Origin of the sequence: Alkalihalophilus pseudofirmus, from assembly GCF_029094545.1 — a bacterium.
Taxonomy (GTDB): domain Bacteria; phylum Bacillota; class Bacilli; order Bacillales; family Bacillaceae_D; genus Alkalihalophilus; species Alkalihalophilus pseudofirmus.
Genome location: NZ_CP117835.1, coordinates 1,283,863 through 1,296,431 on the forward strand (window position 1 = coordinate 1,283,863; position 12,569 = coordinate 1,296,431).

The window sequence follows — 12,569 nt, forward strand, 5'->3', positions numbered from 1 at the left end:
TCAGTAATGAAAGAAATGACCGTTTTAGTAAAATGGTCATTTTGCAAGGGTGATGATATGTTAGCAAATAAAAAAGAAACGATTTTAGAGGCTGCTGGTCAATCTTTTTCGATGTTTGGATACAAAGGAACAACGATCGATCAAGTTGCAAAGCTTGCCAATATTGGTAAAGGAACCATCTATACAGCGTTTAAAAGCAAGGAAGAATTATTTGAAGCAGTCTTAAATCAAATTATGATTGAAGTGAAAGATGTATTTGAGCGGGCTTTTCTAGACAGTAGAAGTATGGATGACAACATCAGTCATGCGCTGCATGATTTGCTTGAATTCAGGCAGCAGCATGTACTCTTAAATAAGTTGACTCAAGAAGCATCTGCTATTCGTTCTGTTCCTGCAAAAAATGCACTAACTGAGGTTGAAAAAGTCATTATTGAATCGATCACACAGCAAATTGAACGAGGGATCGAGCACGGGAAAGTAAAGGTCTCAGACCCAAAGTTGACTGCATTTATGGTGTTTAAATCCTATATGGCATTAGCTATTGAGTTTACAGAGATGTTTGAACCTATCAGTAAACAAAAAATTATCAAGTTATTTAAGAGTCATTTAACGAAAGGTCTGCTTGGTGACTAGGAGACCTTTTCTTTTTAATTAAAATTGACTAAATGAACAAATTGGTCATAAATTGGAGTGGTTGCATGAAAGGTTATAGAACTGAGTTGAAAGGTATATGGAGTCAAAAGAAAATGGTTATCGCTCTATTAGGAATTATTCTTATGCCTTTACTTTATGGAGGTGTATTAGTTTGGTCTTTTTGGGATCCGTATGGTCAATTGGATCAGTTGCCGGTAGCTGTAGTAAATGAAGACCTGGGTGCAGAGGTAGAAGGGGAACAAATAGAAGCTGGGGCAGAGTTTATTGAAGAGTTGAAAAAAGATCCAGCTTTAGACTTCCATTTCGTTTCAAAGAAAGAGGCAGAACAAGGATTAGCTAGTCACGATTATTATTTCTATGTTGAAATTCCGGAGAGCTTCTCAGAGGATCTTATTTCATTAAAAGAGTCAAACCCTGTGAAGGCAAACGTATTTTATGAAGTGAATGAAGAGTATAATTACGTCTCATCACAAATAGCTTCAAATGTGATTGAAGAAATGGAAAAAGAATTATCAGAAACCCTGACATTAGCATATGTAGAGGTCGCACATGATGCCTTTAGTAAGTTGACTGAGGCAGTCATAGCGCTTGAAGAAGGATCCAATGAAATAGCTGATGGAAATAAGACTGCGACAGAAAGCATGGAGCGCTTGTCTATGGGGTTAGTCAGCATTACATCTGGTTCAAATGAGCTTACTACAGGGGTGAAAAAGGCTGCTGAAGGGTCGGATCAGTTAGTTAGTGGGATCGAGCAAGCCAAAAAAGAACTTCAAACATTCAATCAAGCAAATAATGTAGACGCTAAATTTAATGAGACAAGCCAACTTTTAAAACAAACCATTAATGAGCTAGAACATGCCGATACAAAAGAAGCAGCTGTGATACTAGATAATCTAGATAACCATCTCAAAAATGTAAAGAGGGAGCTAAACCAAGCAGACGAGCAAGTGCAATTGGTAGAAGAACAAATACGTGGCCTGAAAGACAGCATGGAGGGGATGGAACAGCAGTTTAATGAAGTCATTCTTACGATAAATGATTATACTGACAAGCTGAATCAGCAAATGGAAATGACTCATAAAGAGTTATATGAATGGAATCAAAACGTGAAAGCAGCCTATGAAAAAGTAGAACAACCTTTGGCTGAACTTAAAAAAATTCAATCTCAAGTGGAGGAGCTTCCGGCCATTCTTAATAATATATATCCCGAATGGAGGGAACATGAACATCTCGTTAGTTGGTATGAGGATATTCAAGCGAATGTGAAACGTGTGGAGGGGCTTTACAAAGAGACTGCAGGTTCAATAGAAACGATTAATAATGGATTTCCTGAATTATTGAACGGACTCGAGTCACGTCAACTCGAATGGAAACAGTTTAATGAAGAGTTAAACAAACAAATGGATCAATCTTCAACAAAAATGAATCAATTCTTTGAAGAGGCGACCTCTAAAACGGAAGAGCTTCTTATGATTTTAGATCAGCTCTCTAGTGCCTTACAAGAAGCTGAAGCTGCTATTCCAGATGGTTTAAATGGGGATCAACTAACTGCCTCATTTGAAGAAGAGTATATGAATGTTTTAACCACTCTTAATAAAGTAAATGAAAAAATAAATTTGGCCGCTTCTCTTTATCAAAGAGGTCAGGCAGCAAGTGAACAAGCATATAAAGGGGTAGTAGATTTAAATGAAGGGCTGCATGAACTAGTGAATGGATCAGATCTTCTGAGTGAGAGCTTAGTTGAAGCAAGTGATGGAGGAAATGAACTCTTTAGCGGTCTTCAAACGTTGCAAGATGGATCCATTGATTTAGCCCTTAATATGAATCAGCTTAAAGAAGTGCTGCTTGAGGTTGATCCAAATGAAAAACAAGAAAGTATGCTTGTGAGTCCAGTGCAGTCCAAGAATCAATCGCAGACTGAAGATTATTCATACGGTGTAGGCTTAAGCCCTTACTTTCTGTCCATTGGGTTATATGTTGGGGGGCTGACTTTATCAATCATTTATCCCTTTAGAGAGCCATTAGGAGAGCATCAATCTGGATGGGAATGGTTTAGCGGAAAGCTAGGAGTTATCTATTCCGTTGGGGTTTTGCAGTCTTCGCTAGTTGCCGTATTTCTTCTATATGGGCTTAAGCTTGATGTAGCAAGCAAGATTGGCTTTTTTAGCTTTACCATCTTTACGAGTTTAGCGTTTCTCTCACTTATTTTCTTTTTGGTGAGTGTTCTTGATAATCCTGGCCGGTTTGCAGCGATCATTTTATTAATCCTGCAATTAGGCGGAAGTGCGGGAAGCTTTCCGGTTGAATTGTTAGCATCTCCCTTGCAAACTCTGCATGGCTGGCTGCCAATGACTTACTCTGTACTTGGATTTAGGTCGGTCATTTTTATGGGGGTGAATCCTTTGCTTTGGGACAGCGTTCGCTTTTTATGCATCTTATTAATGATTTGTACAGCAGGGGCTTTCGTTTATTTTATAGTTACACATCATAAGCGGAATAAAAAAGAATATCCTACAACTTCAGCAGCTGAATAAAGAATGAATGTCTCAACTTTAATTGGGCACATTACAGGTATCAGATTCGTATTGGAGGCAAATGTATGAAGAATATCCAATTAACCGCATCAGAGATTGGTACTCTGTGGATGACCTATCAACAAAAAACGATGCTGCTAAGGATGATTGAACATTTTCTATTGCATACTGAAGATAAGAAATCCAAGAAAATAATGATGGGGCTCCATAAAGATATATCTACATTTACTATAAAAATTGAAAAATTATTTATCCAAGAAGGGCATTCTATTCCATTAGGATACACTGAGCAAGATGTTAATTTAGAAGCTCCTAAGTTATTTGATCAACATTTTGATATTATGTGTATGAAATTGATGAAGGCTATAAGTATGGGGATACATGTATTGCATGTAAATATGGCCTATAGAGAAGATTTATTAATCCTTTTTAGGGACCTTACCGCCCTGACTCAAAAATATTACAATCAATGCTCTATGTATTTAGCAGAGAAGGGCTTGCTTACAAGGCCGCCTTATTTATCAAATGATCAAGGGATCCAATTTGTTCAAGATAAAGATTACTTCAGAGGAAACAAGCTGGTTGGGGATGAACGTGTGCTAAATGCTATTGAAGTGGCCCATCTGTATCATGCCATTGAAAATAACACCATTGGATTAACCTTAATGATTGGCTTTGCTCAATCTTCTAAAGAAAAAGATATTCAAGACTACTTTCTTAAAGGAAAAAAGTTAGCTAATCAAGTGGTAGATGATATTAGTCAAATCATGAAAAAAGATGACATTCAATTTACAAAGCCACCAAACGGAGCGTTGACTTCATCTACTATTTCACCATTTTCAGATAAGCTTATGATGTATTGTACAAGCTTATTATGCAGCTTTTCACTAGGGAGCAACGCATTTGGTACGGCATTTAGTCTTAGAAGCGACTTGCCATTAAAGGTTGCATCACTTGGAAAGTCTATTTTTGATTTTGCCTCAGAAGGTGCTAAATTAATGGCGAAGTATGGGTGGATGGAAGAGCCTCCTCAAATGATTGATCGCAGAGCTATTATAAAGTCAAAAAAATAAATCGAAAAACCAGCAGCATATCATGTTATGCCGCTGGTTTTTTCTATAGGGAATTTGCTTTTTCTATTAGGGTAGAGATGTCTGCGTGATCATTTGGAGACTTGTCTATGTGATGCCAGACTACTTCATTATTTGAATCAAACAACCAAGCGCCGCCTTGAACTTCAACATCAGATTTCTTAATGGCTTCTTTAACAGCTTTTTTGTCTTGAGCATTTGAGGGAAGAGTAAAATTCCCTTTAAATAAGCTGGATACAGAATGAATGAATAGTTTCCATTTAGACAGGGATTGGTGACCTAGTTTGTTATACAAAGTAAGCGTTGAATCACCGTAAAAAGGAAATGGGTACGAAGAGAGTGTATCTTTGTATTTCGTAAGATACTCTTCGTCGTGTGGAGTGACAATGAATATCTCTACATTTCTCTTTTTGAATTGTTCGTAAGACTCACGCACCTGCGTGAGGAAATCTCTATAAATTGGTCAACCAAGGTGACGAACGAATAATACATAACAAGGACTTTCTTTGACCAACTCATGAAATGTAATGTCAGTCCCATCGGCCGCCTCAAGCTTTGTATTTAATTGATCTTCAGTCATTTTAGTAGTCATCATGCTTGACCTCCTTTTCTAGAGGATAAAAGTTTTAGCAAATAATAGCAACTAATCCCCCTTCAGCACATATTTTTGTTAAAGGAGAAGCGGGTTGAGATATGGTCCTATAGTCATAAGAAATGATATGTGAGAAAATGAAATGAAAAATAAGGAATATACATGTGAAATATGGTGGTAATGGGCTACAGGGGGGTATTATGCAAAAATATCAAGAAAAATTTAAACAAAGGTTGAAACAACAGGTTGAAAAGTGGCAGCCAGGGGATACCATTTCAAGAGATCAGATCTATCGTTTTCTTCATTCTGTTCATGGTACTGCCGCTTCTATCGGACTGCCGGACTACTCACAAGCTGCTTCAGAAAAATTAACAGAACTTAATAAGGAACTGAAGGATAAATGGTCATTTGAAGAAGTAATGACCGGATATTTTTCCCCTTTTATAAAAGATATGACAGAGCAAGCGGAAGGTTTAAGGGAGTCAACTCTTGTTCCTGTTTCAACATTGGAAACGATCGAAGAACAGGATGCTAAAGCAGTTGTCTTAATGATTGATGAAGACCTAGACTTTCTTTCTGGGATGAAGAGCGGGTTAGAGCAGCGAGGTTTTATCGTTTTATTAGCCACATCTCCTGAAAAGGGTCTTGAAATGTTTCTTAATGAAAGACCTAACTGTGTGATTGTAGATTATGTACGCCCGTATGAACGAGAGTATGAGTCTGCTCAATCGCTATTATCGAAAGCGACCTCTGAATTTATCCCCGTTCTAATGATAAGCAGCAGTATGGATAAACATATCGAGTTAAGTGCTTATAAATCGGGTGTAGCTGATTTTATAAAAAAACCAGTAGATAGTGAAGAGTTAGAAGTACGTATGAACAATCGTCTAAGATACCAAAAGGTTATTCAACAAACAATCATGACTGATGATTTAACAGGTGTCTATACTAGACGCTATCTTTCTACAGAAGGTAAAAAACAATTGAGTCAAGCACTACGATCCAAGCAAACATTAACTGCTGCTATGTTTGATTTAGATTTTTTTAAGAAGGTGAATGATACGTATGGCCACCCTGCTGGTGATAACGTACTAAAGTCTTTTGCAAATATTATTACTCAGTTAAAACGAGAGTATGATTTATTGTTTAGGTTAGGGGGCGAAGAATTTTTATTGCTTCTTCCAAATACAACACCTGCTGAAGCAAAGAAGGTGGTGGAGAGGATTCGCATTAAACTCCGACTAACAGAGTACCAAGAAGGCTCCTCCTCCTTTAATGTTACGTTCTCAAGCGGTATCGCAGGTTCTACAATCGAAACTAAAAAATTGGAAGAGTTAGTTGAACAGGCAGATCAAGCTTTATATATGGCTAAGCAAACAGGCAGAAATCAAACCGTTCTTTTTGAAAATAAGAATATGGTAGCTTCAAAACGTACGATCTATGTATCTATTATTGATGATGATGAAGTGTTACGAAGAATATTATTTGACCGAGTATGTGAGCTCGTTACGGATCAAGTAAATCTTGAAGTGACTGCCTATAAAAATGGTGAAGAATTTCTTTTAGCAGATTGGTATAAAACAAGGGAAAAACACCTAGTGATTCTTGACCGCATTATGCCTAAGATGGATGGTTTAGAAGTGTTATCTACCCTTCGCAGCAAGTACCCCGAACATGAAGTTATGGTGTTAATGCTGACGGGGCGCAAGCAGGAACAAGAAATTGTCAAAGCACTAGAATTAGGTGCTGATGATTATTTAACAAAACCATTTAAGGTTGATGAAGTGACTGCTAGAATTAAACGGCTTATTAAGCGCTCATTACTTTAGGTGAGGAGTTGGTCATCATATCTATTTCAACTATTTTCTCTGTGTTTATCCTGCTCCTTATCATCCATATTTTCACCCTCATCTATTTACTTTTCATTAAAGGAAAATGGATGAGGAAGCAAAAAAGAAAAGAGCACCTTAGGTTCACAGTAGATAAAGCAGTATCAACCTACTTGTTTAATGATTCGATATCACTTAATGAAGTAGGGCTGACACGACATTTAAAAGGACAATCGATTACGTATGAGCTCCTTGAAGAATCACTAGAGACGTACCAAAAATTAATTGATCATGAAGAAACAAGAGAAAAGGTTGTTTTATTAGCTGAACACTATTTAAGAGATTATTATAAGGACCAGCTGTTAAAAGGTAGATGGAGTAAGAGGATGAATACACTGTACTATATCGAGGACTTTAAGATGAGAAGTCTTGCCGATACAATTTGGATGCTCTTTCAAACGCATTCAAAATGGGATGAAGAAAAAGAACAAATCATCCGAACTCTTGCAGCTCTGCAAGACGTGAGGCTGTTTGGAATGTTAGTAGAGGAGCAGCCTGATTGGTCTGTGGGCTTATATAAAGAAATATTTAGAAGGATGGATAGAGATCAATTTAAATATAACGTTTCAGAACTAGATTCATTCGAGCACCCTGTTGGAAATGCGATGCTTGATGTGGCGAGGGAAGAACGGGATGAAGATCTGCTTCCGTTATTTGAAGAACTTCTTAGCAGTCACTCTCTTGAAGTAAGGATTAGAGCCTTAAAAGGTATATTAGCTTTAGAGAGAATAACTAAGGTTGAGCTCCTCACTTCCTTTGCTTCCTCAAGTGAATGGGTAGAGAGAATGTTATTTGCAAGAATAGCAGGGAAGTTAAAGCAGTCTCGCTATATCGCAATACTAACCGAATTAATGGGGGATTCAAATTGGTGGGTAAGGCAAGGGGCTGCAGAGGCTTTATTCCATTATCGAGACGGAGTGCTTATTTTAGAGCATATTTACACTAATCACCCCGATCCATTCGCAAGAGATATGGCTAGACAATGGGTAGGAAGCAGGGACAGTGTGAGTGATGGAGGATGTTAGAAAAGGAGGGGGGTTAGTGTGATCGAATCATTAGAATTAGTCTTTTATGTAATCGGTATTCTGCTCATAAGTTATATGGCTTTTGCCTCACTTTTTTACACGGTACTCTTGCTTCTCTCTGCAGGGATGCTTAGACGGGAGAGAGGATTAAATAAAGGAGAGCCATACGAAGATATCCTGCATTCGACAGACACAAAGCCTATCTCCATTCTTGTACCAGCTTTTAATGAAGAAGCAGGGGTCGTTGGCAGTATCCGTTCACTCCTCAGTATGAATTATCCCGAATATGAAATTATCGTGGTAAATGACGGGTCAACTGATAACACATTGAATCGTTTAATAGAAGCTTTTAGTATGAAGGAAACTGTGCAAGTATGCAGAAAGCAGCTTGAAACGAAAGAAATTAAAGCCGTTTATAAATCAGAGCTATTCCATAATATTTATGTGGTTGATAAAGGAAATGGAGGAAAAGCTGATGCATTAAATGCAGGAATTAATGTTTCAAAATATCCGTATATATGTTCACTTGATGGAGATTCCATTTTAGAGGGCGATGCTTTATTAAAAGTAATGAAGCCGATTGTTGATTCAAATGAGAAGGTAATTGCTGCAGGAGGAAGCGTACGAATTGCTAATGGAAGTGAAATTGAACGCGGGCAGGTAGAAAAAATAAATCTTCCTACACACCCTTTAGCAATTATGCAGGTGATTGAGTATTTCCGTGCATTTTTAATGGGAAGAATTGGGTTGTCAAAATATAACTTGCTACTTATTATTTCTGGAGCCTTCGGGGTCTTTAATAAAAGCTGGGTCATTAAAGCAGGCGGATATAAAGTAGGGACCGTAGGGGAAGATATGGAGCTGGTTGTCAGGCTTCACCGTCAAATCAAAAAAGAAGGGGTTAAACGATCTATCCGCTATATTCCGGACCCCGTATGCTGGACAGAAGCACCGGAAAGCTTAACAATCCTTAGAAGGCAGCGAACTAGATGGCAAAGAGGATTATTTGAAACGCTCCGCCTTCATTGGAAGTTGATTTTTAATCCTAAATATAAACAAGTGGGTTTGATTTCTATGCCCTATTTCCTTTTAATAGAGCTGCTCGGAGCGATTGTTGAATTTTTTGCCTACCTCTATATCATACTAGGTTTGTTTTTTGCTTTTGTACCTATTGATATAACCGTCCTTCTATTTTTACTCACATGGGTGTATGGTTCTTATTTATCCATGTGGGGTGTTTTGTTAGAAGAATGGAGTTCTCGCAGATATCCAAGAAAAAGAGATCTAATTATTTTATTTTTGTATGCTTCAAGCGAAGTATTTTGGTACCGGCCGTTAACTGTTCTCTGGAGGCTAGAAGGTATTTGGCAGGCGTTAAGGAAGCGCTCGGATTGGGGTGTTATGACTCGAAGGGGTGTATCTAAATAATAAATGTAAAAACAGGAGGGGAGCTTGTTTGAAAAAGATATTAATCGCTGATGATGAAGAAGTATTACGGATGTTAATTGTTGATACTTTAGAGGAAGATCATCATCAATTAGATGAGGCAGAAGATGGTATTGAAGCCCTGTCTTTAATAAAGAAAGAACAGTATGATTTGCTTATCCTAGATTATATGATGCCTGAGAAATCAGGGATAGAAGTATTAATGGAGACCAGAAAGTTGGCTATTCCTCAACCAAAAGTGTTAATGTTAACAGCTAAAAGCCAGCAAAAAGATCAGGATGAAATGTATAAAGAGGGGGCGAACTATTTTTTAGCAAAGCCGTTTAGTCCAATTGAACTGCTGTCGCTCGTGGAGGAAATGTTAAGTGACTAATTATTTCAAGAGGACCCTCAATAGGCAATTCACTTTTTTGTTACTTGTTGTATCTTTAGTTATTGTTCTAGTAGGTGGAGTGCTAGCTGTTTATGGTGTATCAATCCAATCAAGCTATCAGGCTGAAAGAGAGCGGAAATTAGAAAAGCAGAAAATTGTATTTGAAATTGATTCACATGCTAAGCAGATGTTAATAAGGGCAAGAGGTTACTTTGCTTTTCAAGACAATGAAGAGTTAAATGCTCTCTACAGAGAAATAGATGCACTAAATTTGTATATTGAGAGGTTTTCCTCTTTAGATCTCTCAGCAGAAGAGCTTGCTTTATTAACTGAAATTAAAACAACCATTCATTTATATCAGACGATTCATCTGCCTGAAGCTTTAAGCTTAGTAAGTAACAATGAGCTTGACCGCTTAAGTGCTTATGCCAACAACGGAGCAAATGATACAGTAAACCAATTAATTGAGAACACATCAAATTATGTGTTAACAATCTCTGAAAAGGCAGCAGAAATTAGCAGCAGCTACACGGAAAAAGTAAGTATACTAGTCTCATTGTTTGTTGTTTTTTTAGGTGTTGTACTTCTCATTCTTTTCATCGTTCTGTACAAAATGATTAAACAAATAGGAAAGCCGATTCAAGATGTTACGGTTGCAGCTGCTGAGCTTGCAATCGGTAAAGATGTTTCTTTAAAAAGCCATCAAAGGGAAGATGAAATTGGTGTATTATCTAGAACGTTTCTTGATATGGTGGAGATCATTCAACAAAAAGAAGATGAGATGACTCAGCAAAATATTGAATTGAAAACCCAGCAAGAAGAACTTGAACATAAGCAGGATCAGCTAATAAAGTCCCTTCATGAAACAGAAGAGATGCAAAACGTATTATTAAAATACAACTCACTTAACCATGCTATATCTGTCACTCTTAATAAAGAGGACCTATTTGATGAGCTGCTTACTCATTTAAGCGATATTTATCCTGTTGATAAAATGCTTTTATTCTTAACGGAGGAAAGGTTTTACCGTTCAAGAGGGATCTATGAGAAGCATGTCACTCAGCTATTAAATCATTTTGATCAAGGAATTGGACTTATCTTGAGGGAGAAAAACAATTATCATCTTGTAGAAAGAGAAGTGACTGATGTTGAGAGAGGTTTAGCGGAGGGAGTATTGACTGCTTACGACCTCTACATCCCTATTTATTCTTCCGGCGGGGAGCTGCGTGCGGTTTTTGGAACAAATAGAGTTGGTAAACCTTTTTCGCAAACAGAAATTAATGAATTAAGCGGAGTTATGAATCATATGTCTATTGCTATTGAGAAAGTTCTTATGCACGAAGAAACAGAAAAAGAAAGACAGCTAAATCAAGATATCATAGATAATGTAAATGAAGCGATTCAGTTTGTAGACAATGAGGGGCATCTCCTACAGTTTAACCAGTCATTTTGTCAATTGATTGAATGTGAACAAAAGGCTCAATTAAAAGCGCCTTTTTCGATGTGGTTTCAAGCACTAGAACATGTGCTTGGTGGTAACGAGGCAGTAGCCAGTTTTTACAATGAGGCTTTAAAGCAAGATAATAGCTCCGTGTTATCATTGAATTATGAGATTCACACCAAGCAAAAACGTATATTCAAAGTGTATGCCGAGCCTGTATACCATGGATATCATAAAGTAGGGACCATTTTTGTACACCGTGATATTACTAAGCAGCATGAAGTAGAGCAAATGAAATCAGAGCTTGTTAGTACAGTAAGCCATGAGCTGAGGACACCTTTATCTAGTATTTTAGGATTTACGGAATTAATGCTTCATCGCAAGCTGAAGCCTGAAAAACAAGAAAAATACTTAAAAACGATCCATAAAGAAGCCAACCGTTTAACGAATCTGATCAATGATTTCTTAGATTTACAACGGATGGAATCGGGCGGGCAGATGTATACAAACGAGAGTGTAGATATAAGGGATCTTGTATCTGAAGTGTTAACAAGGTTTGAGGCATATTCAGAGAAGCATACGCTGCATTTTATCAACCTGGCAGAAAAGACGATCATACAAGGGGATAGTGAGAGGATCCAACAAGTCATTACAAACATTATTAGCAATGCCATTAAATTTTCCCCCGATGGCGGTGACATCACAACGACAGTAACTAGTAATTCCACCTCCCTCTTCGTATCTGTTAAGGATGAGGGGCTTGGTATTCCAGAGAACGAGATGAAAAATTTATTTAGAAAGTTTTACAGGATCGATAACTCAGATCGAAAGAAAATTGGTGGAACAGGGCTTGGACTTCCGATTTGTAAAGAAATAGTCGAAGCTCATAACGGTACGATAAGCGTAGAATCAAAAGAAAACGAGGGAAGTACATTTATCATTGAGCTCCCTTTAAATGATTGTTCCCAAACGCTGAAGGCGGAAGGGGAGAGCTCTAAAACGATATTGTTGTTAGAAGATGATCAGAGCCTGGCATTATTATTAGCTGAAGAATTAAAGAATTATGGGTTTAATGTTGAACATTTCTCAAACCCTGCCACAGCTATCACATTTGTCGATACAATGGCTAGTCATCTTATCTCCACTCATTCGCTCCCTCTAGATGCAATGGTTGTAGATATTATGCTTGGGGATGAGCTGACGGGCTGGGACTTTATCCATAAGATAAAAGCAAATAATCTTTGGAGTGACTTGCCTATTTTTATTTCTTCAGCACTAGATGAAGCCGAGCAGCTGACAAGACACTCTGAGATTGAGAGCTATTTGACAAAACCCTACCCTCCTAGCGAACTATCAAAAACAATAATTGAAACGCTCAATCAAGATAAGACAAGGGGTGAAATACTCATACCTAAGAGAAAGAGTGAAAGATGAGAAAGAGGCTGGGACATAACTAATGTGTGTGATTCAAGATATGAAAGATGTGCTGAATCTAGCAGCTGATATATTTAAAGACTGTGGGCG

General features: G+C 37.6%; 10 protein-coding genes. 8 read left to right on the top strand and 2 right to left on the bottom strand.

What is annotated here, in order from left to right:
• Positions 1 to 57: 57 nt before the first annotated feature.
• From PQ478_RS06645 to PQ478_RS06655, 3 genes are all read left to right on the top strand, one after another.
• Positions 58 to 633 (top strand): TetR/AcrR family transcriptional regulator, encoded by a 576-nt coding sequence (locus PQ478_RS06645; protein WP_289236220.1) that lies wholly within the window; start codon positions 58 to 60, stop codon positions 631 to 633.
• A gap of 65 nt (positions 634 to 698) precedes the next feature.
• A complete protein-coding gene (locus PQ478_RS06650) occupies positions 699 to 3,188 on the top strand; it encodes a YhgE/Pip domain-containing protein (protein WP_289236221.1) in 2,490 nt (829 codons plus the stop codon).
• A 65-nt stretch (positions 3,189 to 3,253) separates the two neighbouring features.
• Positions 3,254 to 4,261, top strand: coding sequence for a DUF3231 family protein (locus PQ478_RS06655; protein WP_289236222.1), 1,008 nt, complete (start codon positions 3,254 to 3,256; stop codon positions 4,259 to 4,261).
• Between the two features lie 43 nt (positions 4,262 to 4,304).
• Here the strand turns inward: PQ478_RS06655 and PQ478_RS06660 are convergent, their stop codons facing one another.
• Together PQ478_RS06660 and PQ478_RS06665 are read right to left on the bottom strand one after the other, a co-directional pair.
• Positions 4,305 to 4,715, bottom strand: coding sequence for a peroxiredoxin-like family protein (locus tag PQ478_RS06660; protein ID WP_289236223.1), 411 nt, complete (start codon positions 4,713 to 4,715; stop codon positions 4,305 to 4,307).
• A gap of 27 nt (positions 4,716 to 4,742) precedes the next feature.
• Positions 4,743 to 4,874, bottom strand: coding sequence for a hypothetical protein (locus PQ478_RS06665; RefSeq protein WP_274378528.1), 132 nt, complete (start codon positions 4,872 to 4,874; stop codon positions 4,743 to 4,745).
• A 197-nt stretch (positions 4,875 to 5,071) separates the two neighbouring features.
• Between PQ478_RS06665 and PQ478_RS06670 the strand changes: the two genes are divergently transcribed.
• From PQ478_RS06670 to PQ478_RS06690, 5 genes are all read left to right on the top strand, one after another.
• Positions 5,072 to 6,700, top strand: coding sequence for a GGDEF domain-containing response regulator (locus PQ478_RS06670; protein ID WP_289236224.1), 1,629 nt, complete (start codon positions 5,072 to 5,074; stop codon positions 6,698 to 6,700).
• Positions 6,701 to 6,810: 110 nt separating this feature from the next.
• Positions 6,811 to 7,785 carry a HEAT repeat domain-containing protein gene (locus PQ478_RS06675; protein WP_289236225.1) on the top strand — a complete coding sequence of 325 codons (975 nt, stop codon included), beginning with the start codon at positions 6,811 to 6,813 and terminating at the stop codon, positions 7,783 to 7,785.
• A 75-nt stretch (positions 7,786 to 7,860) separates the two neighbouring features.
• Positions 7,861 to 9,213: a glycosyltransferase family 2 protein gene (locus PQ478_RS06680; protein ID WP_289236945.1), complete on the top strand. Its 1,353-nt coding sequence runs from the start codon at positions 7,861 to 7,863 to the stop codon at positions 9,211 to 9,213.
• Between the two features lie 28 nt (positions 9,214 to 9,241).
• On the top strand, positions 9,242 to 9,604 hold the full coding sequence (locus PQ478_RS06685) for a response regulator transcription factor (protein ID WP_289236226.1): 363 nt from the start codon (positions 9,242 to 9,244) through the stop codon (positions 9,602 to 9,604).
• Positions 9,597 to 12,479, top strand: a complete 2,883-nt coding sequence (locus tag PQ478_RS06690; protein ID WP_289236227.1) for an ATP-binding protein — start codon at positions 9,597 to 9,599, stop codon at positions 12,477 to 12,479. Before PQ478_RS06685 ends, PQ478_RS06690 begins: the two co-directional genes overlap by 8 nt.
• Positions 12,480 to 12,569: the final 90 nt, after the last annotated feature.

Excerpts from the sequence above, each read along its gene's own strand:
- PQ478_RS06645 (WP_289236220.1), top strand. The coding sequence starts at position 58 with ATGTTAGCAAATAAAAAAGAAACGATTTTAGAGGCTGCTGGTCAATCT.
- PQ478_RS06655 (WP_289236222.1), top strand. The coding sequence starts at position 3,254 with ATGAAGAATATCCAATTAACCGCATCAGAGATTGGTACTCTGTGGATG.
- PQ478_RS06665 (WP_274378528.1), bottom strand. The coding sequence starts at position 4,874 with ATGATGACTACTAAAATGACTGAAGATCAATTAAATACAAAGCTTGAG.
- PQ478_RS06670 (WP_289236224.1), top strand. The coding sequence starts at position 5,072 with ATGCAAAAATATCAAGAAAAATTTAAACAAAGGTTGAAACAACAGGTT.
- PQ478_RS06675 (WP_289236225.1), top strand. The coding sequence starts at position 6,811 with ATGAGGAAGCAAAAAAGAAAAGAGCACCTTAGGTTCACAGTAGATAAA.
- PQ478_RS06680 (WP_289236945.1), top strand. The coding sequence starts at position 7,861 with ATGGCTTTTGCCTCACTTTTTTACACGGTACTCTTGCTTCTCTCTGCA.
- PQ478_RS06650 (WP_289236221.1), top strand. The coding sequence starts at position 699 with ATGAAAGGTTATAGAACTGAGTTGAAAGGTATATGGAGTCAAAAGAAA.